Origin of the sequence: Buttiauxella agrestis (assembly GCF_900446255.1) — a bacterium.
Classification (GTDB): Bacteria; Pseudomonadota; Gammaproteobacteria; order Enterobacterales; family Enterobacteriaceae; genus Buttiauxella; species Buttiauxella agrestis.
This window is the reverse complement of the sequence record NZ_UIGI01000001.1, coordinates 1468619-1492818: the sequence shown is the minus strand read 5'-3', so window position 1 is coordinate 1492818 and position 24200 is coordinate 1468619. Positions and strand designations below refer to the sequence as shown.

Annotated in this window: 20 protein-coding genes and 1 tRNA gene; 14 read left to right on the top strand and 7 right to left on the bottom strand. The window is 49.5% G+C overall.

All coding sequences use genetic code 11. The features are described 5' to 3' along the window. Window positions 1–198: 198 nt before the first annotated feature. The 5 genes from pdeN (at window position 199) to yejF (ending at window position 7411) form a co-directional block, all read left to right on the top strand. Complete coding sequence (gene pdeN / locus DY231_RS07090; RefSeq protein ID WP_115627771.1) at window positions 199–1794, top strand: cyclic di-3',5'-guanosine monophosphate phosphodiesterase PdeN; 1596 nt, start codon at window positions 199–201, stop codon at window positions 1792–1794. Window positions 1795–1883: 89 nt separating this feature from the next. Continuing rightward, window positions 1884–3692, top strand: a complete 1809-nt coding sequence (locus DY231_RS07085; protein ID WP_115627770.1) for an extracellular solute-binding protein — start codon at window positions 1884–1886, stop codon at window positions 3690–3692. A gap of 8 nt (window positions 3693–3700) precedes the next feature. Next, the gene (locus DY231_RS07080) at window positions 3701–4798 is read left to right on the top strand and encodes a microcin C ABC transporter permease YejB (protein WP_115627769.1); all 1098 of its coding nucleotides are present in this window, start codon (window positions 3701–3703) and stop codon (window positions 4796–4798) included. Beyond that, window positions 4795–5820, top strand: a complete 1026-nt coding sequence (locus tag DY231_RS07075) for an ABC transporter permease (RefSeq protein WP_115627768.1) — start codon at window positions 4795–4797, stop codon at window positions 5818–5820. Before DY231_RS07080 ends, DY231_RS07075 begins: the two co-directional genes overlap by 4 nt. A 1-nt stretch (window position 5821) precedes the next feature. Beyond that, complete coding sequence (gene yejF / locus DY231_RS07070; RefSeq protein WP_115627767.1) at window positions 5822–7411, top strand: microcin C ABC transporter ATP-binding protein YejF; 1590 nt, start codon at window positions 5822–5824, stop codon at window positions 7409–7411. Window positions 7412–7423: 12 nt separating this feature from the next. Here the strand turns inward: yejF and DY231_RS07065 are convergent, their stop codons facing one another. The 3 genes from DY231_RS07065 to rsuA all read right to left on the bottom strand — a co-directional run bounded on the left by DY231_RS07065 (window position 7424) and on the right by rsuA (window position 10037). Continuing rightward, complete coding sequence (locus DY231_RS07065; RefSeq protein ID WP_034497123.1) at window positions 7424–7771, bottom strand: YejG family protein; 348 nt, start codon at window positions 7769–7771, stop codon at window positions 7424–7426. Window positions 7772–8117: 346 nt separating this feature from the next. Continuing rightward, window positions 8118–9314, bottom strand: coding sequence for a Bcr/CflA family multidrug efflux MFS transporter (locus DY231_RS07060; RefSeq protein WP_115627766.1), 1197 nt, complete (start codon window positions 9312–9314; stop codon window positions 8118–8120). Window positions 9315–9329: 15 nt separating this feature from the next. Beyond that, window positions 9330–10037 (bottom strand): 16S rRNA pseudouridine(516) synthase RsuA, encoded by a 708-nt coding sequence (gene rsuA, locus DY231_RS07055; RefSeq protein ID WP_034497065.1) that lies wholly within the window; start codon window positions 10035–10037, stop codon window positions 9330–9332. A gap of 185 nt (window positions 10038–10222) precedes the next feature. Here rsuA and radD point away from each other — a divergent pair, with 185 nt between their 5' ends. Together radD and rplY are read left to right on the top strand one after the other, a co-directional pair. Then, window positions 10223–11983 (top strand): DNA repair helicase RadD, encoded by a 1761-nt coding sequence (radD, locus tag DY231_RS07050; RefSeq protein WP_115627765.1) that lies wholly within the window; start codon window positions 10223–10225, stop codon window positions 11981–11983. A gap of 126 nt (window positions 11984–12109) precedes the next feature. Then, complete coding sequence (gene rplY / locus DY231_RS07045) at window positions 12110–12394, top strand: 50S ribosomal protein L25 (RefSeq protein ID WP_034497069.1); 285 nt, start codon at window positions 12110–12112, stop codon at window positions 12392–12394. A gap of 49 nt (window positions 12395–12443) precedes the next feature. On the opposite strand, the gene yejK is transcribed toward rplY, so the two are convergent. Beyond that, window positions 12444–13451, bottom strand: a complete 1008-nt coding sequence (gene yejK / locus DY231_RS07040) for a nucleoid-associated protein YejK (RefSeq protein WP_115627764.1) — start codon at window positions 13449–13451, stop codon at window positions 12444–12446. A gap of 138 nt (window positions 13452–13589) precedes the next feature. On the opposite strand from yejK, the gene DY231_RS07035 reads away from it, so the two are divergent. From DY231_RS07035 to DY231_RS07020, 4 genes are all read left to right on the top strand, one after another. Then, window positions 13590–13817 carry a YejL family protein gene (locus DY231_RS07035; RefSeq protein ID WP_034458713.1) on the top strand — a complete coding sequence of 76 codons (228 nt, stop codon included), beginning with the start codon at window positions 13590–13592 and terminating at the stop codon, window positions 13815–13817. A gap of 19 nt (window positions 13818–13836) precedes the next feature. Continuing rightward, window positions 13837–15600, top strand: coding sequence for an LPS biosynthesis-modulating metalloenzyme YejM (yejM, locus tag DY231_RS07030; protein WP_115627763.1), 1764 nt, complete (start codon window positions 13837–13839; stop codon window positions 15598–15600). 77 nt (window positions 15601–15677) lie between these two features. Further along, window positions 15678–15754, top strand: a tRNA-Pro gene (locus tag DY231_RS07025). A 518-nt stretch (window positions 15755–16272) separates the two neighbouring features. Further along, window positions 16273–18381, top strand: coding sequence for an EAL domain-containing protein (locus DY231_RS07020; protein WP_115627762.1), 2109 nt, complete (start codon window positions 16273–16275; stop codon window positions 18379–18381). Here DY231_RS07020 and DY231_RS07015 read toward each other — a convergent pair. Further along, window positions 18346–19626 (bottom strand): Y-family DNA polymerase, encoded by a 1281-nt coding sequence (locus DY231_RS07015; protein ID WP_115627761.1) that lies wholly within the window; start codon window positions 19624–19626, stop codon window positions 18346–18348. The genes DY231_RS07020 and DY231_RS07015 overlap by 36 nt on opposite strands. Before the next feature lie 2 nt (window positions 19627–19628). Then, window positions 19629–20012: a translesion error-prone DNA polymerase V autoproteolytic subunit gene (gene umuD / locus DY231_RS07010; protein WP_370511348.1), complete on the bottom strand. Its 384-nt coding sequence runs from the start codon at window positions 20010–20012 to the stop codon at window positions 19629–19631. A gap of 216 nt (window positions 20013–20228) precedes the next feature. Between umuD and DY231_RS07005 the strand changes: the two genes are divergently transcribed. Then, window positions 20229–21509, top strand: coding sequence for a DUF445 domain-containing protein (locus DY231_RS07005; protein ID WP_115627759.1), 1281 nt, complete (start codon window positions 20229–20231; stop codon window positions 21507–21509). Window positions 21510–21555: 46 nt separating this feature from the next. Here DY231_RS07005 and DY231_RS07000 read toward each other — a convergent pair whose 3' ends face one another. Beyond that, window positions 21556–21705, bottom strand: a complete 150-nt coding sequence (locus DY231_RS07000) for an AcrZ family multidrug efflux pump-associated protein (RefSeq protein WP_034497082.1) — start codon at window positions 21703–21705, stop codon at window positions 21556–21558. A 128-nt stretch (window positions 21706–21833) separates the two neighbouring features. Between DY231_RS07000 and modE the strand changes: the two genes are divergently transcribed. Continuing rightward, the gene (gene modE, locus DY231_RS06995) at window positions 21834–22625 is read left to right on the top strand and encodes a molybdenum-dependent transcriptional regulator (protein WP_115627758.1); all 792 of its coding nucleotides are present in this window, start codon (window positions 21834–21836) and stop codon (window positions 22623–22625) included. A 76-nt stretch (window positions 22626–22701) separates the two neighbouring features. After that, window positions 22702–24183, top strand: a complete 1482-nt coding sequence (gene modF, locus DY231_RS06990; RefSeq protein ID WP_115627757.1) for a molybdate ABC transporter ATP-binding protein ModF — start codon at window positions 22702–22704, stop codon at window positions 24181–24183. Window positions 24184–24200 lie beyond the last annotated feature (17 nt).

Here is a 24200-nt window from a genome sequence, read left to right as displayed (position 1 = left end):
ACGAGACGATAAAACAACGCTGCCCAGGCAGCGTTTTTTATTGCCTAAAATTTGGCTTAGAATTCATTCTCTTATCCGTTTTAACAATATTTATAATTTACATTCGAAACTTTATGACGCAGTTGCAACTTTTGCGTTATAGTCGAAAAAAACACTTATAAACAATAAGTCTCTTGCTCATGCAGGAACCATTTACCCATGTTTTCGAAAATACTTTTCTCACGATACTTCACCTCAGTCCGGCAAATCGCCGCCTTCAGTATTTTGGTTGGTGTGCTTAGCGCGCTACTGATCGGTGGAATAACCAGTTTGACGCTACACAGTAAGCGGGAGGCCAGCTATGACACGCTTTCCGCAGATATCCGCGATTATCTGAGTAACTTTTTTCAAGATCTTCAATCCACGACCAGTGGTATTCAGCCATTAACCCTTTCTGATTGCCACCAGGTTTCGGGCGAGTTGACATCAAGCGCTGCTTTTAACGCTAACGTTCGCGCTTTTGTTTTAGTTCGTGATGGTTTTGCTTACTGCTCTTCTGCAACGGGCAGCATGATGCTCGATATGCACGAACTTGTCCCTGATATAGACATCTACGCCGATATCGATATTGATATCTTACATGGCACCCCCATGATGCCGGGCAAGCCTACGATTGCCGCATGGTTTAAAAACCCGGTGATTCAAGGGAAAGGTGTTTTCGCGACGCTGAATGTGAACCTCACACCTTATTTACTGTTCTCTACTCGCCAAAGTGATGTGCTTTCGATGGCGATAATCGCTGGCGACAAAGCGCTGACCACCCTTTCCAGCAATGTGATGAATGTATCTGAGCTGCCGCAGCATCCCACTCGCGTCGTCTCTATTAATGGCTATCCCATCAAGATAGCGTTGTACGGCAAAACCTGGCCTGTTGAAGATATTCAAATCTCTATTCTGACGGGTCTGGTCTTTGGAATACTCGGCGGAGCGTTATGCGCATACTTCCTGACGGTACGTTTACGTTCCGGTAAAGAGATCCTTACCGGAATAAAACGCGGGCAGTTTTATGTCGTTTATCAACCTGTGGTGGACGCCAGAAATTTGAAAATGTCCGGTGTAGAAGTCTTGATGCGCTGGAACCACCCTATTGCCGGGTCTATCCCACCCGATGCGTTTATTGCTTTTGCAGAAGCACAGCAACTGATTGTTCCTCTCACCCGCCATTTATTTGAGTTAATTGCGCGTGATGCCAGAAGGCTTCAACAAATTTTACCGCCAGGGGCGCGACTCGGTGTCAATCTGGCTCCCAGCCATCTGCACTCCCCCACTTTCAAAGAGGATATTCAGGCTTTTGCGGCCTCGTTACCCCCTCATCATTTTCAGCTAATTTTTGAAATCACGGAACGCGATATGGTTAAGGAGAACGAAGCCAGTTGCCTGTTCCACTGGATGCACGAGCAAGGGTATGAAATTGCGGTTGATGATTTCGGAACCGGACACAGTGCGCTTATTTATCTTGAGCGTTTCAAGCTCGATTATCTCAAGATAGACAGGGGCTTTGTGAATTCTATCGGCCTTGAAACGGTGACTTCTCCGGTGCTCGATGCGGTGTTAACGCTTGCCCGAAAACTGAGCATGACCACCGTCGCAGAAGGAGTTGAGACGCCAGAGCAAGCCAAATGGCTGATTGAACAGGGGGTGAATTACTTGCAGGGCTTCTACTTCGCGCGCCCTCTCACCTTCGAGCAATTGAAAGAATGGGAAGAGCAAACTAAAACGTACAATGAGCTTAAAGGTGTGGGTTTTTCAGAGTAACTCCTGACAACTGACAAAGATGCGGCTTGAAGTATCGTGGGTATAACTTATGATTCATCATCATGACGTTACAAGGATTGGCCCATACGATGTTAGCTCGCGCCTTCGCTCTGCTAAGCCTTTGCCTGATGACTTTCCAAAGCCAGGCCGAAAACATCAAGGAAAGTTATTCATTTGCCGTTTTAGGTGAGCCTAAATACGCCATCAACTTTACCCATTTCGATTACGTCAATCCTGCGGCCCCAAAGGGCGGAAACATCACGCTCTCGGCGCTCGGCACCTTTGATAATTTCAACCGTTATGCCTTACGTGGCAATGCGGGTGTGCGCACAGAAACGCTTTATGACACGCTGTTTACCACTTCCGATGATGAACCCGGAAGCTACTACCCGTTGATTGGTGAAATGGCGCGTTACCCAGACAACTTTGCCTGGGCTGAAATCGAAATTAATCCTCGGGCGCGTTTTCATGATGGCACCCCGATTAAAGCCAGCGATGTTGCCTTCACTTTTAATAAATTCATGACCGAAGGTGTACCGCAGTTTCGGCTGATTTATAAAGGGGCGACGGTCAAAGCTATCGCGCCTTTAACGGTACGCATCGAGCTTGCTGAACCGAGCAAAGAACGAATGCTGGGACTGTTCTCTCTGCCAGTGTTCCCTGAGCAATTCTGGAAAGACCATAAGCTCAGCGACCCGCTTTCTAAGCCACCTCCAGCCAGCGGCCCTTATAAAATTACCGCGTGGCGTATGGGACAGTACATCACCTATTCACGCGTAAGGGATTACTGGGCCGCCAATTTGCCCGTCAACCGGGGGCGCTGGAATTTTGACTCCATCCGCTATGATTATTATCTAGACGATAATGTCGCCTTCGAGGCCTTCAAAGCCGGTGCGTTTGATTTTCGCAACGAAGCATCGGCTAAGAACTGGGCAACCCGTTACATCGGCAAAAACTTCGCTAATCATTTCATTGTCAAAGAAGAACAACCTAACGAAGCGGCGCAAGATACGCGCTGGCTGGCTTTTAACGTCCAACGCCCTATCTTTGCAGACCGAAAAGTCCGCGAAGCCGTTGGCCTGGCATTTGATTTTGAATGGATGAACAAGGCGCTGTTTTATAACGCCTACAGCCGTGCTAACAGCTATTTCCAGAACACCGAATATGCCGCTCGTGATTACCCTGATGCCGATGAGCTGACTTTACTGGCCCCGATGAAAAAAGATTTACCGCCAGAAGTCTTCACGACTGTCTACAACCCGCCAAAATCCAACGGCAATGGCTTTGATCGTGACAATCTCCTCAAAGCTCTGGCGTTATTCAAAGAAGCGGGATGGGAACTTAAAGACCAAAAACTTATCAATGTTAAAACGGGGAAACCCTTCACCTTTGAATTACTGACGGCCACTACCGGTAATACACAATGGATTTTACCCTTCCAGCACAACCTGCAACGACTGGGGGTCACGATGGAAATTCGCCAGGTCGATAACTCGCAGCTGACCAACCGCCTGCGCACCCGCGATTATGACATGATGCCAACACTCTACAGCGCAATGCCTTACCCCAGTGCTGATGTACAAATCGCGTGGGCATCCGAATATGTCGATTCCACCTACAATGCCCCTGGCGTAAAAAACCCGGTCATCGACAAACTGGCGTCTCAGATTGTGGCTAATCAAGGTAATAAACAAAAACTGCTGCCGTTAGGCCGTGCGCTGGATCGTGTTCTGACGTGGAATTATTACATGATTCCGATGTGGTACATGGCCGCAGACCGCTTTGCCTGGTGGAGTAAATTCTCAAAACCTGCGATTCATCCGTTATACGCGACCGGGTTTGATACCTGGTGGTATGACGTCAACAAAGCCGCTCAACTACCAGAAAACCGACGTTAAGGGCACACATGGGAAGTTATCTGTTACGTCGCTTGCTGCTAATCATCCCCACGTTATGGGCGATCATCACCATCAATTTTTTCATTGTTCAGATAGCGCCTGGCGGCCCTGTTGATCAGGCTATTGCCGCCATTCAGTTAGGTCACGGCGTCGGCGTTCCGGGTATGGCAACAGACACCATGGGTAGCGGCCATGCCCGTGTTGGCGTAGCTAACGCAACTGACAGCCAGTATCGCGGTGCTCGCGGCCTCGACCCGGAAGTGATTGCCGAAATCACCCATCGCTACGGCTTTGATAAACCCATTCATGAACGCTACTTCAAAATGCTCGGCGATTACCTGCGTTTTGATTTTGGCAACAGCCTGTTTCGCAGCGCATCGGTTTTAAATCTCATCAAAGAAAGCCTGCCGGTTTCTATCTCGATTGGTCTGTGGAGCACCTTAATTATCTACCTGGTGTCGATTCCACTCGGCATACGCAAAGCGGTCAGCAACGGCAGCAGTTTTGATATCTGGAGCAGCACTTTTATTATTATTGGCTATGCGATCCCTGCCTTCCTGTTCGCTATTTTACTGATTGTTTTGTTTGCCGGCGGCAGTTATCTGGACTGGTTCCCGCTGCGTGGCCTGGTTTCTACTAATTTCGATACCCTACCGTGGTACGGGAAAATCTTTGATTACCTTTGGCACATCACACTGCCGGTGCTGGCGACCGTCGTAGGCGGTTTTGCGACGTTAACGATGCTGACGAAAAACTCGTTTCTCGACGAAATCCGCAAGCAATACGTCGTCACGGCCCGAGCCAAGGGGCTGGATGAAAATAAGATTCTCTACCGGCATGTGTTTCGTAACGCCATGCTTTTAGTGATTGCCGGATTTCCTGCCACGTTCATCAGTATGTTTTTTACCGGGTCGCTGCTGATAGAAGTGATGTTTTCACTTAACGGACTGGGATTGCTCGGCTATGACTCGACCATTTCACGGGACTATCCGGTGATGTTTGGCACGCTTTACATTTTTACTCTGATTGGTCTGCTGCTTAATATTCTGAGCGACATTACTTACACGCTGGTTGATCCGCGTATTGATTTCGAGGGGCGAGGATGAGCCATTTAAGTCCCGTTAATCAGGCCCGCTGGGCGCGTTTACGCCACAACAAACGTGGCTACTGGTCACTATGGGTGTTCGGCGTTCTGTTCTTGCTCAGTCTTGGATCTGAGTTGATAGCCAACGATCGTCCGCTCATCGTGCATTATCAGGAACGTCTCTATTTTCCTTTTCTCACCAATTACAGTGAAAGCGACTTCGGCGGCCCGCTGGCAACCCCTGCTGATTATCAGGATCCGTGGCTTGCGCAGCGCCTGAGCCAAAATGGTTGGGTGCTGTGGGCGCCGATCCGCTTTGGTTCTAATGCGATTAACTTTGCCACCACGGTTCCTTTTCCTTCCCCCCCGAGCAGCCAGAACTGGCTTGGAACAGACGCTAATGGCGGCGATGTGCTGGCGCGCATTCTTTACGGCACGCGTATTTCAATCCTCTTCGGCCTGATGCTGACGCTATTTTCCAGCGTTATTGGCATTCTTGCAGGCGCGGTACAAGGCTATTACGGCGGGCGGGTGGATTTATGGGGGCAGCGTTTTATCGAAGTATGGTCAGGAATGCCGACGTTATTCCTGATAATCCTGCTTTCGAGCGTCATTCAGCCGAATTTTTGGTGGCTGCTGGGTATTACCGTTTTGTTTGGCTGGATGAGTCTGGTGGGTGTGGTACGCGCTGAGTTTCTCCGTACGCGAAACTTCGACTATATTCGCGCCGCGCAGGCTATGGGCGTGAGTGACAGGTCAATCATCCTGCGTCATATGCTGCCCAATGCCATGGTGGCTACGCTGACATTTTTGCCGTTTATCCTTTGTGGTTCCATTACCACTCTCACCTCGCTGGATTTCTTAGGCTTCGGATTACCGCTTGGTTCTCCGTCCCTCGGTGAATTGCTGTTACAAGGGAAAAATAACCTTCAGGCTCCGTGGCTTGGGATTACCGCATTTTTCTCGCTGGCCATTTTGCTGACGTTACTTATTTTTATTGGCGAAGCAGTGCGCGACGCCTTTGACCCGAGCAAGGCGCACTGATATGACGACTCCACTGCTGTCCATTAAGAATTTATCCGTGGCTTTTCGCAGCGGTGATACCGTCCGGCAAGTGGTGGATGATTTATCACTAGAGGTGAACGCGGGTGAAACGCTGGCGCTGGTTGGCGAGTCCGGTTCCGGAAAAAGCGTTACGGCGTTATCGGTTTTGCGCTTATTGCCCGCACCACCGGTGCTTTATCCCACTGGCGAAATCCTCTTTAAAGGCCAGGAATTGTTACACGCACCTGAACGAGTGCTTCGTACCGTGCGGGGTAATAAAATCGCCATGATTTTCCAGGAGCCAATGGTTTCGCTCAACCCGTTGCACAGTATTGAAAAGCAGCTTTATGAAGTGTTATCCCTGCACCGTGGCATGCGCCGTGAAGCGGCACGCGCAGAAATGCTGACCTGCCTCGATCGAGTCGGTATTCGCAACGCGGCAAATCGTTTAAATGACTTCCCGCACCAGCTTTCTGGTGGCGAACGCCAGCGCGTGATGATTGCGATGGCGCTGCTCACACGCCCGGAGCTGTTGATTGCCGATGAGCCAACGACCGCGCTGGACGTGACCGTGCAGGCACAAATTCTGCAACTGCTCAAAGAACTCAAACAAGAGCTGAATATGGGGCTGTTGTTTATCACTCATAATCTCAGCATCGTCAAAAAGCTGGCAGATAATGTGGCGGTCATGCGCTACGGCAAATGTGTAGAGCAAAACGCTGCGGTGAAATTGTTATCCGCGCCGCAACATGCCTACACTCAGCAACTGCTGGCGGCAGAACCTTCTGGCAGCCCGCGCCCGGTTGACGAGTCGAATCCTCCCCTACTCAAAGTTCATGACTTAGAAGTCGCCTTCCCCGTTCGTCGGGGTCTACTCAAGAAAACCATCGGCTACAACTATGGGATTAAAGATCTGAGTTTTTCGCTTCGAGCCGGTGAAAGCATCGGTCTGGTTGGGGAGTCGGGTTCGGGGAAAAGTACCACTGGCCTTGCGCTGTTACGGCTCATTCATTCCAGCGGTGAGATTTGGTTCGATGGGATCGCGTTGCATGAGCTTAATCGCAAAAAGCTGCTGCCTTTGCGCCGTCGTATTCAGGTCGTTTTTCAGGATCCGAATTCATCGTTAAATCCGCGACTGGATGTTTTACAGATTATTGAAGAGGGTTTGCGCGTCCATCAACCTGCGTTAAGTGCTGCGCAACGCGAGCAGAAAGTGATCGTTGCCATGCAGGAAGTAGGATTAGATCCGGAAACAATGCACCGCTATCCAGCGGAGTTTTCAGGCGGGCAGCGACAGCGCATTGCGATTGCCAGGGCGCTCATTTTGCAGCCAGAGTTGATGATTCTTGATGAACCGACCTCTTCGCTCGATCGCTCCGTCCAGGCGAAAATTCTTGCACTGCTGAAGTCATTGCAGGAAAAACATCAGCTGGCCTACATTTTTATCAGCCATGATTTGCGAGTGGTGAAGTCTTTATGCCATCAGGTTGTGGTGTTGCGGCAGGGTGAAGTGGTGGAACAAGGGGCATGTCAGCAAATTTTTGCCGCGCCTCAGGCGGAATATACACGCCAGTTACTCGCACTTGCCTGATGAATGTGAGCGTTAAAATGGATTAGCGCTGGAGAAAGACTCAGCAATCGCGACGCCAAAGTTTTTCAGGCGGCAGGTTGCGGTTTGTTCATCCTGGCGATTAACAAACAGACAAGGCTGGCCTTCACACTCGACAACCGCAGAATCCACTTCAATATCTCGTAACGCGAGACTTAATTTTTGCATCGTCGGCCAGGCTGAATCACTGTTACTGTCGCTCAGCAATTTAAGGCCAATCAGACAATTTTCGGCGCCCTGCCCATTTTGCGGAATCGGTTCAACTCTGGAGCCTGCAAAACCTGCCAGCCAACGATAGCTATGTGGTAAGCGATGAACGATGGAAAGCTGTAACGTATTCACTGTGGTATCCCCAAAAAAATCCAAAATTATTTCACAAACGATTCACATAAAGGTTAACACAATGTTGGTTAATTGTGTGTAAACAACCTGGAAACCGCTTACATCCGTTGTAATTATTTGTCTACCATTTCACATTTAACGTTTTATTTTTGTGGAGCTGCACACGTTTCGGCGCTATATGTAACGCTTTCTGCGATGTAACTCAACCTTTTTAACTACAAGAATGTGACTTTTTGTTGTTGATGCGTTTACATTTGAGAAACAAATTGTAGGCTTTTGTGGGGGATTTTCGTTGATTTGGATTAAAGAACGGGCATCTGACGATACCCGTTTTATGACTTTAGGATTATTTCGTCGCTAAGCGAGGGCGACTGGCATAGACATAGAAAACGATTGAACACGTAGCGCATACCGCAATCGACCAAATCATAGGCCACGCGGTGTTAAAGGTCGCAATCGAGAGCAATGCGCCCGTTAATGCACCGATGCCAAAGCGGAATGTCCCTGCCAGTGAAGAGGCGGTTCCCGCCATATGGGGAAATTCATCAAGAATAACCGCCATCGCATTCGAAGAAACCATCGACACACAACCAACAAACACCGCAATCCCCAGCACCATCGACCAAAAGCCGAGATCCAGCCCAGTGCTCACCACCAGCCAGATTGCCATAGCAAACTGCACAAACAGCCCGAAGCGGAACATCGCCAGTGGGCCAAAATGGCGCACAAAGCGACTGTTAATCAGCGTCATGATGATCAAGAAGACAATGTTAAGCGCGAAGTAGTAGCCGAAATGCTGCGGCGCGACATGATTCAGCTCGATGTACACAAACGGCCCGGCGCTCAAAAATGAGAACATTGCCGCAAAGCTGAAACCGCTCGCCAGCATATAACTCAACACACGTTTGTGGCGGAACAAGGTGGCGAAGTTACCGATCGTCGTACGCAAATGAAACTTCTGACGACGCTCAACCGGTAGCGTTTCGTGGATCAGGAAGAAAATCATCCCTGAAGCCAGCAGGGCTGCTAGCGCCAGAATCCAGAAGATGGCGTGCCAGCTAAACCACACCAGCACCGCGCCCCCAACCATTGGTGCAACCAGAGGCGCAATGGTTGTTATCAGCATGACGAACGACATCATGCGCGAGAACTCTTCTTTCGGATAAATATCGCGCATCAGGGCGTTGATCACGACACTTGCGGCGGCAGCCGACAGGCCATGAAGAAAACGCATCGCAATCAGGTGATCAATCGTCTGTGAAAGCGCACAAGCAATTGCCGCTGCGGCAAAGATGAGCGTCCCCCCGAGCACCACTGGCTTACGACCAATGCTGTCAGCCATCGGACCATAAAATAGCTGGCCGATAGCGAAACCGAGAATATAGGTGCTTAGCGTCATTTGCGCGCTGCCAGCCGGCACGCCAAATTCCGAGGCAATAACCGGCAGAGCCGGTAAATACATATCGATGGACAGCGGCATTAACATGGCCAACAGGCCAAGTATCACCACAATACCAATTGACGAGTTTTGCTTACTACTCAACACATCCTCCGGGGATTAACGTGGCGGCATGCCAAAGCTTGCAATTTCTTCTTCAGTTAATCGGCGATATTCACCTGGTGCGAGACTGGCGTCCATTGCAACAGCGCCAATGCGCTCACGATGCAGGCCTACAACATGGTTCCCCACTGCGGCGAACATGCGTTTTACCTGGTGATAACGCCCTTCTTTGATGGTCAAACGCACCTCAAGCGGCGTGATGACTTCCATAACCGCCGGTAACGTCAGATCTTTTTCATTATGCAATTGAACGCCTGCGGCGAATTGTTCTGCCGTGTCATCGGAGACAGGATTTTCCAGCGTCACCAGATAGGTTTTTTCACAATGATGGCGCGGAGAAGTAATGCGATGCGACCATTGTCCATCATCGGTCATCAGCACCAGTCCGGTGGTATCGATATCCAGGCGCCCGGCAGCATGCAGTTTGTGCGCCATCGGCTCATCCAGGAAATAGAGCACTGTCGGGTGATCCGGATCTTCGGTGGAACAGACATAACCCTGCGGCTTATTAAGCATAAAGTAGCGAGGGCCATTTTCCTGAGTCAACGAACGGCCATCAAACTCAACCTGATGTTCCGGGTTGAGTTTAAAAGAGGCGTCACGCACTACTTCACCATCAATGGTGACACGGCTGGCACGGATTTCACGGCCAGAAATAGCGCGGCTCACGCCAAGTTGCTGAGAGATAAATTTATCGAGTCGCATTAAAATATTGCCTGTTTCAAAGAGGAGCCAGCACCAAATGCCAGCAGGGCATTCGCCCATTTTATAAGGAAAAATTGATTTGCCTGTTAATTAGTTTGCCAGTATAGCGGGATAGAAAACTCTCTCAAGCTAAAACCCTGTTTCATGGCATAATCGACGCTGATGTTTCATAGACCTGATCAATAATGTCCTTTACCTTACGCCCTTACCAACAAGAAGCCGTGGACGCCACGCTCGCGCATTTCCGCAAACACATCACGCCAGCAGTCATTGTGTTGCCAACGGGTGCGGGGAAAAGCCTGGTGATTGCCGAACTTGCCCGAGTGGCTCGCGGACGGGTGTTGGTGCTGGCGCACGTCAAAGAACTCGTGGCGCAAAACCATGCAAAATATTGTGCGCTAGGGCTGGAAGCCGATATTTTTGCCGCCGGGCTGCAACGTAAAGAGAGCAACGGCAAAGTGGTTTTTGGCAGCGTGCAGTCTGTTGCACGTAATCTTGAGCAATTCCAGGGCGAGTTTTCATTACTGATAGTCGATGAGTGCCACCGTATTGGCGATTCCGACGACAGCCAATATCAGCAAATCCTTGCCCATCTACGCTCTGCGAATCCGAAGCTACGCCTGTTAGGTCTGACCGCCACGCCTTATCGTTTAGGAAAAGGCTGGATTTACCATTTTCACTATCACGGCATGGTGCGCGGCAACGAAAACGCCCTGTTCCGGGACTGTATTTACGAATTACCGCTGCGGTACATGATTAAGCATGGCTATTTAACACCGCCAGAACGGCTGGACATGCCGGTAGTGCAGTACGATTTCAGCCGCTTGCAGGCGCAATCCAATGGCCTGTTTAGCGAAGCGGATCTTAACCGGGAGCTGAAACAGCAAAAACGTATTACTCCGCATATCATCAGCCAGATTGTTGAGTTTGCCGCTGACCGGCGCGGCGTAATGATTTTTGCCGCCACCGTTGAACACGCCAAAGAAGTCACCGCGCTGCTGCCCTCTAACGATGCCGCATTGATTACGGCTGATACCCCAGGACCGGCGCGCGATACATTAATTGAAGCCTTCAAAAATCAGCAATTCCGTTTTCTGGTGAACGTTTCGGTGCTCACCACGGGCTTTGACGCGCCACACGTCGATCTGATTGCCATTTTACGCCCGACGGAATCCGTCAGCCTTTACCAGCAAATTGTGGGTCGTGGTTTGCGCCTGTCGCCTGGCAAAAAAGATTGTTTAATCCTCGATTATGCAGGCAATCCCCATGACTTGTTCACGCCGGAAGTCGGCGCTGCAAAAGGCAAAAGTGACAACGTGCCCGTGCAAGTCTTTTGCCCTTCCTGTGGTTTTGCCAATACTTTTTGGGGCAAGACCACCAGCGACGGCACATTGATTGAACACTTTGGCCGCCGCTGTCAGGGATGGTTTGAAGATGACGATGGCTCCAGGGAGCAGTGCGATTACCGTTTCCGCTTCAAAAATTGCCCGCAATGTCATGCTGAAAACGATATCGCTGCACGTCGCTGCCACCAGTGCGATCACGTTCTGGTCGATCCTGACGATATGTTAAAAGCCGCGTTGAAATTAAAAGACGCGCTGGTTTTACGCTGCGGGGGCATGACGCTTCAACACGGGGGCGACGATAAAGGCGACTGGCTGAAGATCACCTATTTTGATGAAGATGGCGCAGATGTCAGCGAACGGTTCCGCTTACAAACGCCAGCCCAACGCATGGCATTTGAACAGCTGTTTATTCGACCACACAGCCGTGCGCCAGGCGTGCCGCTGCGCTGGATAAACGCCGCCGATGTCGTCGCCCAGCAATCGGCACTGCGCCATCCGGATTTTGTCGTTGCACGCAAAAATGGCAACTTCTGGAACGTACGGGAAAAGGTATTTGATTACGAAGGCCGCTTCCGCCGCGCGAATGAATTGCGCGGTTAAAGGTTCTTTTCATTGAAGCCGGGGCCAGATATGGCTATAATCCCGCCCGCTTTTGCATCCGCAAAGCAGATCACTTACCTGTTGCTGGGTCGCCTGTAACAGGATTATTTAAGAGAGAAACAGTTAATGTTTACTATCAATGCAGTAGAACGCAAAGAGCAGGGCAAGGGTGCGAGCCGCCGCCTGCGTGCAGCTAACAAATTCCCGGCAATCATCTATGGTGGTTCCGAAGCTGCGATCTCTATCGAACTGGATCACGACAACGTAATGAACCTGCAAGCTAAACCAGGTTTCTACGAAGAAGTTCTGACTCTGGTTGTAGACGGTAAAGAAGTTAAGGTTAAAGTTCAGGCTGTTCAGCGTCACCCGTTCAAGCCAAAACTGAGCCACATCGACTTCGTTCGCGCTTAATCGCGAATTTAGTTCGAAAAAAAACCCGCTTCGGCGGGTTTTTTTATGGCTATTTACCCGAACTTCTACGCTGCAATTGATCGCGTAAATTCGGTGGCGTGCCCTTAATGGTCAGCGTGTCAGTCGCTGGATCCCAGTAAATACGCTCGCCTAATAACATGGCATCAAAGCTAATCGTTAACCCACCACCGCTACCGGCGAATTTGGTTAACTGACGCAATGTGCCACGGTCAGCCGGGAAGCTCTCTTCCAGTTCATAGCCTTTATCGGCCGTGAACTGCTGGAAGTTTTTATCATCAACCGCCCACGGTAGCTCATCAGCCAGCGAAGAAAGCTCAATCTCTTCCCCAGACTGGAGTTGCTCGTTGCAGTAGGCATAAACCTGCTGACGCGCGGCCTGACGCTCATTTTTATCCAGCTGTGCTTCGTTGGTGAAATCGTCCAACGCTTGCAACAAGCCTTTGTTCTGCGCTTTGGCGTTCAAACCTTCGCTGGCACCGAGGAAATCCATAAAGAAGTCAGAAACTTTGCGCCCTACTCGTCCTTTCAGGAACGTCAGGTAACGTGTGGATTCTGGATTGGTTTCCCATTCGGTCAGATCAATTCGCGCCACGATATCGGCGTGGTTGATATCCAGGTGATGCGTAGAACTGATATCCAGCTCTTCGTTGACGCGCATACTGCTTAAATTATTCAGTACCGCCACTAGCAAATATTCCACTGCCAGGTAACGATATTGGCAAAACAGCACGATGCCGCCATCCGCAAACGGATATTTCGCCAGTTCATCACGTAGTCGGCCAGTGGCTGCGCGGCTGAACGCGAGGAAATCTTCATCGCCTTTACGCTGTGAGCGTAGCGCTTGCGCCAATTCACTCTCTTCGCTGAACAGACCATAGGCTTTATTTTTTGCGCTGTAGACACGATGCAATTCAGCCATCATCTCTTCTACGGCGCCGTTCGTTGCCAACAGAGAATCGCGCAACACAACTTCAAGTGTCTGCTCGCCGCGCTTGATTAACTGGTGTAAGGCAATCTGGTCGATATCCAGACTCATGATAAACTCTCCTTTTAGACTCGGCGGTATTCAACCATTGCCTGAAGCCATGTGCAACATCACCTAAATAATTCAAGAAAAATAGGTCCTGCTACGGTAAGATAACGCCCTTTCCTAAATCTAATTGATTGTTAATTTATGCCACAAATATCCCGTTATAGTGACGAACGCGTCGAAGAACTGTTGAGTGAACTGGCTTCCGTGCTGGAAAAGCACCAAACGCCAACCGATCTTTCCCTGATGGTACTGGGAAACATGGTCACCAACTTGATTAATACCAGCGTAGCTTCTGCTCAACGCCGCTCGTTGGCCCGCTCTTTCGCTGAGGCGTTGCAAGCCTCCGTGAGCGAAGACAAAGCTCATTAAGGGATCGTAGTTACACGTTATGGTGACTAACCGTCAGCGCTACCGCGAAAAAGTTTCCCAGATGGTCAGTTGGGGACATTGGTTCGCCTTGTTCAATATCCTGCTGGCAACACTGCTGGGTAGCCGCTATTTGTTTGTCGCCGACTGGCCGACAACGCTCACAGGTCGTATTTATTCCTGGCTGAGTGTTATCGGTCATTTTAGCTTTGTGGTGTTCGCCACCTACTTGCTGATTCTCTTCCCGCTAACGTTCGTTGTGATGTCACAACGCCTGATGCGCTTTGTCTCGGCAGCACTCGCTACCGCAGGCATGACGCTGTTGCTTATCGACAGCGAAGTCTTTACTCGCTTCCATCTCCACCTTAATCCAATTGTCTGGGAACTGGTGATTAACCCCGACCAGAGTGAGATGGCACGCGACTGGCAACTGATGTTTATCAGCGTGCCGGTGATTTTATTAATTGAAATGCTGTTTGCGACCTGGAGCTGGCAGAAACTGCGCAGCCTGGGGCGGCGCAAACACTATGCAAAACCTGTGGTCGTGCTGTTCTTCGTCGCCTTCTTCAGTAGCCATATTATGTATATCTGGGCCGATGCGAATTTCTATCGCCCGATAACCATGCAGCGCGCCAACCTGCCGCTGTCTTACCCGATGACAGCCCGCCGCTTCCTCGAAAAACATGGCCTGTTGGATGCAAAAGAGTACCAACGCCGCCTCGTGGAACAAGGGAGTCCTGAAGCAGTCTCGGTGCAATATCCACTGAGCGACCTGAAATTCCGCGATATGGGCACGGGTCACAACGTATTGCTGATTACGGTCGACGGCCTGAATGCTGAACATACGCAGAAAGATTTGCCGAACCTGAGCGAGTTTGCGGCTGGCAATATCAACTTTACGCAGCATATGAGTGCGGGCAACGGGACCGATAACGGTATCTTTGGCCTGTTCTACGGTATTTCGCCAGCCTACATGGATGGCGTGTTATCCGCCCGAATTCCTGCGGCTTTAATTACGGCATTGAACCAGCAAGGCTATCAACTGGGGCTGTTCGCCTCCGATGGTTTTGACTCGTCAATGTATCGCCAGGCCCTGCTTTCAGACTTCTCTTTGCCTTCAGCAAAAAGCCAGTCTGACGAGCAAACTGCGACGCAATGGGTTAACTGGCTAAACCAATACGCTTCTGAAGATAACCGCTGGTTCTCCTGGGTTGCTTTTAATGGCACCAATATCTCAGCAGACACCAATCAGCAGGCCTTTGCTCGTCGCTATGCTCGCGCAGCGGTTAGTGTTGATGAGCAAATCAAACGTGTGCTTGATGCGCTGGAAGCCTCCGGGAAGCTCCAGAATACGGTGGTAATTATTACCGCAGGTCATGGCGTGCCGCTGGGTAAAGAGCAGGAATCCTTTGCATGGTCACGCTCACGTATTGAGGTGCCATTAGTTATCCATTGGCCTGGCACACCAGCGCAAACCATCACCAAACTCACCGACCATCAGGATGTCATGACAACTCTGATGCAGCGCCTGTTGCACGTTAAAAATCCGGCCAACGAGTATTCACAAGGTGAGGACTTATTTGCCGCGACACGCCGCAATAATTGGGTTGTGGGTGCGGATAACAACAGCCTCGCAGTCACTCTTCCTGACATGACGTTAGTGCTTGATAATAACGGTAACTATCGGATGTACGATTTGCAGGGTGAACGCATCAAAGAAACCAAGCCTCAACTTGGGTTGTTGCTCCAGGTGCTAACCGACGAGAAGCGTTTCATTGCTAACTGATTGTTTATTTATGAACCAGTTAGCAAAAAGCTGTCTTGCAAACGATCGCGAAAAAGGTAGTATTATTTGCACGATGTCGGCACGTAGCGCAGCCTGGTAGCGCATCGTCATGGGGTGGCGAGGGTCGAGAGTTCAAATCTCTCCGTGCCGACCAGTATCCCCTTAGAAAGCAGCCTGTTATGGCTGCTTTTTTATTGCCTGCAATTTAACTTATATCAAGCGTACATATAATCACACCTGAATGTGTAATTTTGAACATTTACCAGGGTTACTTAGCAGTACAAAAATTGTTACCCTAGATTAAATATACCCCCAGGACTGCGGGTATTTAATATTTTCGACTGGGGTTAGCAGGATATTAATTATGTTCGCAGACTATTGTAAGGCATTTGTTATTCTGCTTGTGCTAGGGGCTGTTTTCTTTATAACCGGATTAGTTTCAAAGGTAATGGCTACTTTTGTTATTGGTACCATTCTCGTTGTTGCTTTTATGAGAGGGTGTAATAGTTAAACCATAGATGTCGCTTTGTTATCGAAGTGTATTTAAACAATAAATTGAAACGGTATTTAATCATTCAATTATGAAGTAAATATAATTTATTCCATTTTTTGGTCACGCAATTGTCCATTTAAATACAATTATCAATAAGCATAAATATTTCAGGTAACTTTGTGAGAAAACTGTGGCTGTACAACAATCTGCTGCATCGCCTGCATAACAGCCAAAGTCGTTTATTAAACAATCGATTTGCTCATGCCATTATTGCCAGCACCATGGCAATTGTCCCTTTATCCATCGTCCGGGGACTCGTCATTACTGCATCAGTCATCTGTGATACCACCGGATTTAATCATGCTGCCGTCTGGTTCATGCAGCTGCAAGTTGGTTTTTTAGCGCTGGCACCGCTGGTGATGAACATCTATGTCGCAGTTCACTGGGCTGTCAGAAACCGTCTCTCACAGATTTACTGTATTGCACTAAGCATCAGCACCTTGATGATCTTCCGCCGAATCCTTGATGATAATGCACAGTTCTTCTTAGACATCAGTATCCCAATGGCGCTGGCCTCTGGAGTCTTCGGCAATTACCTACAAGAAGTGGTGAGTGAGAATCTGCTAAAACTCCGCTCATGGAAAGACAATAGCTACACGAATATCATCTCTTTTTTTGCCACGCTGGGTATTATTGCGCTCTTTAGTTGTGCCATTAAACTGGGTGCTGCCATTTGGCTGAAAAGCGGGATGGATTTTCTCAGTGACTTGTCCATGTATTTTTATCCAAAAGATTTTTTACATGGCATTTCATATGTTCTGTTGCGTACGGTGCCATGGTTCTTTGGCCTTCACGGTTATTATCTATTTTTGGATATTGATGTTGCTTTTACTGCGGCACAAAAAATAAATATCAATGACTGGCATACTCTTCATCACCCGCTGAATATTCTCAGCCCTGTATTCTACGATATGTGGTGCAATGCTGGCGGAACGGGTAATACCGTGAGTTTGATAATTTGTATTTTCATGGAAGCCAAAAGCCCCCATCGCCGTTTGTTAGGCGTAGCGGCACCCATGGCACTTTTTAATATCAATGAGCCTCTCATTTTTGGTTATCCGATTGTCCTGAACCCCGTCATGATTATCCCGTTTGTCCTTGTCCCCTTAATGTCTTACCTGGTCGCATACGGCGCAACTTATCTGGACATGGTTCCACGGATTTCCGAAATCGTCAGTTGGTCAACGCCTTCTCCAGTCAAAGTCTGGCTCGCCAGCGGCCACTCTGTGAGCGCGGTGTTTTTGTATCTTCTGATTATTAGCCTTGGGGTCGTTATTTATCGCCCCTTCGTTACCACTTCACTTAAACAATCGGTTCCCGACAATCCCGACCTGGATTTACTCACGGGTGAGATGAATATGACTCAGCCTACCGATTTTGAGATGGTGCCGAATTACAGCCATATTGTTGAAGGGAATAGCTACATTGAAGCCCAAAGACAAATTGAGAAACTGCAAACCAGCGGCCAGTTCATTCTCTATTTCCAGCCACAGGTGCGTTTATCCGATCATAAAATCGTTGCCCTTGAGGTTCTGATTCGCCATCAGAGCGATAACGGGAAAATAACGCCGCCTGTTTTCCTCAAATATTATGAAAGAACAGGGTTGATGCCGGAGATGGATTTCTGGGTGATGGAACATGCTTTAGATTATGTTCGGGAGAATATGTCTGATGCCGAAGACATGACGCTGTCCGTCAATATTTCACCTCAGACACTGGTCGATTACAGATTGCTGAATGTGGTTCGCAAGGTGCTGACAAAGCCACTCCCCACAGGATGGCAGCTGGAATTTGAGATTACTGAATCACAAAAGGTGCAGGAGCCGGTGCGTGTCGCAGAGGTTCTGGAAAAGATGCGCAGTTTGGGTATTAAAATCGCGCTGGATGATTTTGGCTCTGGCTATTCAACCCTGCATTATCTGACTCGTTATCCTCTGGATAAAATAAAATTAGATAGATCAATGGTGCTGGGCCTCGCTAAACCCGATGGATTTAACTTCCTGCGACAAGTGGTGAAGTTATGTATGGTGGTTAAATGTGAAATTCTTATTGAAGGCGTTGAAACACAAGACGAATTAGCTCAAGTGCAAATGGCGGGTATTGAGTTTTGCCAGGGTTATTTTTTCCATCGCCCATTACCGGGCAATGTGGTGTGCCAGTTGTTAACGGAACAGCATAAGAAAATGAGCCCCTCACATGTTCCCCGATTTAACCCTCAACAAATCTGAACGCCGGGTCGTATATCGCGGTGACAACATCGCTCTTTTCATCTGCCACGGCTGCTCAATCCCCTGCCCCACAAAATAAAGCGTCCCTTTGCCTTTCTTCTTATTAATGTCGTCTATCACCTGCATCAGCATTTCACTGTTGGCTCGCGGCGGGTTTTCATCAAAGAGGTTGAGTTGTGCGATCCCCTGGCTGAAAAAGTCACAAAGCATCACCCCTGCTTTTTGATAGTGGTGCCCGTCTCTCCAGATGGTGTTCAGGCAGCGTGTCGCCGCATCAATAATATCTCTGGTGTCCTGCGTCGGGGTAAGGAGTTTCACCATCGCCTGGTTGCCGTAGTAAGGTTCATTCACCGTGAAAGGGGATGTTTTAACAAAAGCAGAAATATGACGACAATACTGGTGTTCGCCCCTGAGCTTTTCTGCGGCACGTGCCGCATAGCTGCAAATAGCCTGACGCATATGTTCATACTCAGTCAGCCGCTCTCCAAATGAGCGCGAGCAGATGATTTCCTGTTTCGTGGGAGCAAACTCTTCAAATCCCAGACAAGATTCCCCACGCAGCTCACGAACCGTGCGCTCGAGCACGACACTGAAATGTTTACGTATAAAACGGATATCTGCATCCGCCAGTTGTAAGGTCGTTTTAATCCCCATCGCTTCAAGTTTTTTACTGATTCGACGACCAATTCCCCAGACTTCGCCAACCGGAAACGCCGCCATTAATTGGCGTTGCCGCTCACGACCGGACAGATCGACAACGCCACCCGATTCCAGCGGCCACTGTTTTGCTGCGTGATTAGCAAGTTTGGCTAACGTTTTTGTCTGGGCAATCCCCACGCCTACCGTTAAATGCGTGCGCTGCGAAAGAGTAGAACGGATTTCCCGGCCAAGATCTTTCAGATTGCGGCAATGACTCATGCCAGAAAAATCACAAAAAGCCTCGTCGATTGAATAGATCTCAACCCGCGGGCAAATTTCCTCCAGCGTCATCATGACGCGATGTGACATATCAGCATATAACTCGTAATTACTGCTAAAAGCGGTCACGCCTTGTTGTCGGAAGAGATCTTTCTGCTTGAAGTATGGGCCGCCCATTTGCACACCACAGTTCTTTGCCTCGGCGTTTCGCGCAATCACGCAACCATCGTTGTTACTTAAAACCACCACCGGTTTGCCTTTCAGGTCAGGCCTGAATATGGTTTCGCAACTTGCGTAAAAACTGTTTACATCAACCAGGGCAAACATAGTTACCTCGTTGATTTCACGATATAAGTCACCACGCCAAATACCTCAAGCGCCTCATCTGAACCGAGGTGAATAGGTTTGCAGGCGCGATTAAGCGGCATGAGCTGAATTACGGGTCTGAGTTGCAATTGTCTGACGACGAATTCGCCATTCACCGCGGCAATCACAATATCGTTATGCACCGCGGTTTTGGCGCTATTGACCACCAGCAAATCGCCATTGCTGATCCCCCCTTCAATCATCGAATCATCCGATGCCCGCATGTAGTATGTGGCCGTCGGATGTTCATCCACTAATTGACGAATATCGACGCTCTGTTCGGCATAATCCTGCGCAGGTGATGGAAATGCGCCCATAGTTACGCTCCGTAACCTGTTGATGAACAGAAAATAAAAAGAGTTAGCGGTGCCATAAAATCCTCACAAAGAATTACTGTATATACATACAGTATCGTTAAATAAACGCTCCAGGCAAGTCGATTGCAGGAAGATTCTTATAACGATTTGAAGGTGTGGAAAATTTAGTTGTTCGAAATCGAGCGAGATTAATCGCAACGCAAATTTGTTCTACCGATCCGCTCCGTGCCGTTCTATGCTTAGTTAATGGAGAAAATAGCTGAACTAAAACGCACCAAGCGCCTTGCGCTGTCCTTACTGCTGGTTGCCGCTGTAACGTTTGTGACTACCCTCTTTTTACCTCCGGGATTCTGGGTGAGCGGCTTAAAAGCTATCGCCGAAGCCGCCATGGTGGGTGCACTCGCTGACTGGTTTGCCGTGGCAGCGTTGTTTCATCGCGTGCCGATTCCCTTCATCTCTCGTCATACGGCGATTATTCCGCGCAATAAAGATCGCATTGGTGAAAACCTGGGCATTTTTGTGCAGGAGAAGTTCCTTGATACCCAGTCCCTGATCGCCTTAATTCGCCGCCACGAACCGGCGCACATGATTGGTCAGTGGTTCAGCAAGCCCGACAATGCGCAACGCGTCGGGCAACATCTGTTGCAGGTGATGAGCGCATTTTTAGACTTAACTGACGATACGCGCATCCAACGCTTAATCCGCCAGGCGGTTCACAAGGCCATCGATAAGGTCGATTTGACCCATTCCAGTGCTCTGCTGCTGGAAAGCCTGACTAAAAATAACCGCCATCAGGAGTTACTCGACTCGGTCATTGCCCAGATGCTGGCGCTGATAAAACGTGAAAGCACGCGGGCCTTTATCGCCCGTCAGATTGTCCGCTGGCTGGAAACAGAGCACCCACGCAAGGCCAAAGTATTACCCACCGAATGGCTGGGGGAGCACAGCGCCGATTTGGTTTCCAGTGCGGTCAATTCGTTTCTGGATGACGTCAGCCACGATCAGGGGCACCAGATCCGTCAGGCTTTTGATCGCGCGACGTTAAAGCTCATCGACAATCTTAAAAACTCGCCGCAAATGGCTGAAAAAGCCGACAGCATAAAAAGTTATTTGAAAGAAGATGAGGCTTTTAACCGCTATCTGGGCGAGCTGTGGGGCGATTTGCGCGAATGGTTGAAAGTGGATGTTAATTCTGAAGATTCGCGCGTGAAAAAGCGCATTGCAGAGGCTGGTCAGTGGTTGGGAGAGACACTGGTTGCCGATAGCGCGTTGCGCACATCACTTAATGAGCATCTGGAGCTAGCGGTGCAGAAAATGGCGCCTGAGTTCGCCACTTTCCTGACTCGCCATATTAGCGATACGGTCAAAAGCTGGGATGCACAGGATATGTCGCGGCAAATCGAGCTGAACATAGGCAAAGATTTACAATTTATCCGCATAAACGGCACGCTGGTTGGTGGCTCTATCGGACTGGTGCTGTACCTGCTTTCACAGATCCCGGCAGTATTGCCGTTGCTGAATTTCTGAAGGGAAGAGAAGAAATGCAACGCCCGCTGATGCGGGCGTTAGGAAATCAATGGTTTTTTTTCGGTTGGTCGTTGTGACCGACTTTTGAGAAGACGTTAAAGACTTCACCCAATCCATAGATAAGACCGAGAATCACCGCCATTACGATTGGCACCATGACCACGGCAAACACCAAGCTTTTCAATAACTCTAACATGGATGCCTCCAACAAAAGTGAGAGCGGCTATTCTAACGACCTGACAGAAAAACGCACTCTCCTTTTGTGCGATTTGCCCAACCCCACGCAATAGAGGAAAATGGCGTTTTCTTTATTGCGGAGAGGTTATGCAAGCTGAAATTCTACTGACGCTGAAACTCCAGCAGCGGCTGTTCGCCGATCCACGTCGTATCGCGCTACTTAAACAAATACAACATACCGGCTCAATTAGCCAGGGCGCAAAACTTGCGGGCATTAGCTACAAAAGTGCCTGGGACGCCATCAATGAGATGAATCAACTGAGCGCTGAGACGTTAGTTGATAGAGCAACAGGCGGTAAAGGCGGCGGCGGCGCGGTTCTTACGCATTACGGTGAACGTCTGATTCAGCTTTATGAATTGCTCGCGCAAATCCAACAAAAAGCCTTCGATGTGCTGCGTGATGACGCGCTACCGCTCGATAGTTTGCTCGCTGCAATTTCTCGTTTTTCTCTACAAACCAGCGCTCGCAACCAGCTTTTCGGCACCGTTTTACGTCGTGATAGCGAACAAGTACAGCAACACGTTGATATTTTATTGGCTGATGGCTCGACGCGTTTGCAGGCAGCCATTACGCGCCAGAGCGCAGAACGCCTGGGTTTAAGCGAAGGCAAAGAAGTTCTGGTACTGATTAAAGCGCCGTGGGTGGAAATTACCACTGATGCAAAACGTGCCAGCAGTGCAGACAACCAGCTCCCCGGTATTATCAGCAATATTCAGCAAGGGGCTGAGCAAAGCGAAGTGCTGGTGCAATTGCCTGACGGGCAAACGCTGTGCGCTACCGTGCCGAACACTGTAGTGGAAATCCAGAAACTGGTGGAAGGTGCTGAAGTCATAGCATTTTTTAATGCCGATCGCGTGATTATCGCCACTCTGTGCTAAAACCGCGCAGCGAATTGACAACACCACAGGCAATCCGTAAATCTGGGCTTAATCACTGCAAAAAATGGGATGGTTTATGTCGACGTTGCAAATTTCGCAAGGAGTCTTTCACCTTAGCGACACCCGAACTCTTGCCCTCAATGATTTAGCCATTAACGCCGGTGAAAGCTGGGCGTTTGTGGGTGCCAACGGCAGCGGTAAATCAGCCCTTGCCCGGGCATTAGCCGGTTCACTCCCCCTGCAAAAGGGCGAGCGCCAGTGCACATTCACCCGGATTGCCCACCTTTCTTTTGAGCAACTGCAAAAGTTAGTCAGCGATGAATGGCAGCGAAATAACACCGATTTATTGAGTCCTGATGAAGACGATACCGGTCGCACCACGGCGGAAATTATTCAGGATGAAATCAAAGATGAAGTCCGCTGCCAACAGTTAGCGGAGCTTTTCGGCATCACATCGTTATTAACTCGTCGTTTTAAATACCTTTCCACAGGTGAAACGCGCAAGGCCCTGCTCTGCCAGGCGCTGATGCCTCAGCCTGATTTGCTTATTTTTGATGAGCCATTTGACGGACTGGATGTGAAATCCCGCGAGCAACTTGCCGCATTATTAGGTGAATTGAGTACGCAGGGCTACACCGTCGTATTGGTGCTTAACCGCTTTGATGAGATCCCTGATTTTATACAAAACGCTGGCGTGCTGGCAGATTGTGCGCTGATTGAAGTCGGTGAAAAACAAAAGCTACTGGAACAGGCGCTGATTGCACAACTGGCTCACAGCGAAAAACTGGCAGGCGTGGCGCTGCCGGAGGCTGACGATCCGAGCGCACGTTATACGCTGCCTGAAAATCAGCCACGCATTGTACTGCGTGATGGTGTGGTGGAATACAATGACCGGCCTATCCTGCACAAACTGTCCTGGACGGTAAACCCTGGGGAACACTGGCAAATCGTCGGCCCGAACGGTGCAGGGAAATCGACGTTATTAAGTCTGGTCACGGGCGATCACCCTCAGGGTTACAGCAACGATCTGACGCTGTTTGGTCGTCGGCGTGGCAGCGGCGAAACCATCTGGGATATCAAAAAGCATATTGGCTACGTCAGCAGTAATTTGCATCTGGATTACCGCGTCAGTACAACGGTGCGAAACGTGGTGCTTTCAGGCTATTTTGACTCGATTGGCATCTATCAGGCTGTTTCCGATCGCCAACAAAAACTCGGCCGTGAATGGCTGAACATGCTCGGCATGGACAACGCGACTGCAGATGCGCCTTTCCACAGTCTTTCATGGGGCCAACAGCGTCTTGCATTGATTGCGCGTGCACTGGTGAAACACCCTACACTGCTGATTCTCGATGAACCGCTGCAAGGACTTGATCCACTGAATCGTCAGCTGGTGCGCCGTTTCATTGATATCTTGATTGGCGAAGGAGAAACCCAGTTACTGTTTGTTTCTCACCATGCGGAAGACGCACCGGAATGCATCACCAGACGGTTAACTTTCGTGGCTGACGGCGACGCTTATCGCTATCAGTTTGAACATTTACCCGCCGCGCGTTAAACACTTCATCGGTAGGG

Bases quoted from the DNA above. Each gene is read 5' to 3' on its own strand.
- pdeN (WP_115627771.1), top strand. From the start codon at position 199: ATGTTTTCGAAAATACTTTTCTCACGATACTTCACCTCAGTCCGGCAA.
- DY231_RS07085 (WP_115627770.1), top strand. From the start codon at position 1,884: ATGTTAGCTCGCGCCTTCGCTCTGCTAAGCCTTTGCCTGATGACTTTC.
- DY231_RS07080 (WP_115627769.1), top strand. From the start codon at position 3,701: ATGGGAAGTTATCTGTTACGTCGCTTGCTGCTAATCATCCCCACGTTA.
- DY231_RS07075 (WP_115627768.1), top strand. From the start codon at position 4,795: ATGAGCCATTTAAGTCCCGTTAATCAGGCCCGCTGGGCGCGTTTACGC.
- yejF (WP_115627767.1), top strand. From the start codon at position 5,822: ATGACGACTCCACTGCTGTCCATTAAGAATTTATCCGTGGCTTTTCGC.
- rsuA (WP_034497065.1), bottom strand. From the start codon at position 10,037: ATGCGACTCGATAAATTTATCTCTCAGCAACTTGGCGTGAGCCGCGCT.
- radD (WP_115627765.1), top strand. From the start codon at position 10,223: ATGTCCTTTACCTTACGCCCTTACCAACAAGAAGCCGTGGACGCCACG.
- rplY (WP_034497069.1), top strand. From the start codon at position 12,110: ATGTTTACTATCAATGCAGTAGAACGCAAAGAGCAGGGCAAGGGTGCG.
- yejK (WP_115627764.1), bottom strand. From the start codon at position 13,451: ATGAGTCTGGATATCGACCAGATTGCCTTACACCAGTTAATCAAGCGC.
- DY231_RS07035 (WP_034458713.1), top strand. From the start codon at position 13,590: ATGCCACAAATATCCCGTTATAGTGACGAACGCGTCGAAGAACTGTTG.
- yejM (WP_115627763.1), top strand. From the start codon at position 13,837: ATGGTGACTAACCGTCAGCGCTACCGCGAAAAAGTTTCCCAGATGGTC.
- DY231_RS07015 (WP_115627761.1), bottom strand. From the start codon at position 19,626: ATGTTTGCCCTGGTTGATGTAAACAGTTTTTACGCAAGTTGCGAAACC.
- DY231_RS07005 (WP_115627759.1), top strand. From the start codon at position 20,229: ATGGAGAAAATAGCTGAACTAAAACGCACCAAGCGCCTTGCGCTGTCC.
- DY231_RS07000 (WP_034497082.1), bottom strand. From the start codon at position 21,705: ATGTTAGAGTTATTGAAAAGCTTGGTGTTTGCCGTGGTCATGGTGCCA.
- modE (WP_115627758.1), top strand. From the start codon at position 21,834: ATGCAAGCTGAAATTCTACTGACGCTGAAACTCCAGCAGCGGCTGTTC.
- modF (WP_115627757.1), top strand. From the start codon at position 22,702: ATGTCGACGTTGCAAATTTCGCAAGGAGTCTTTCACCTTAGCGACACC.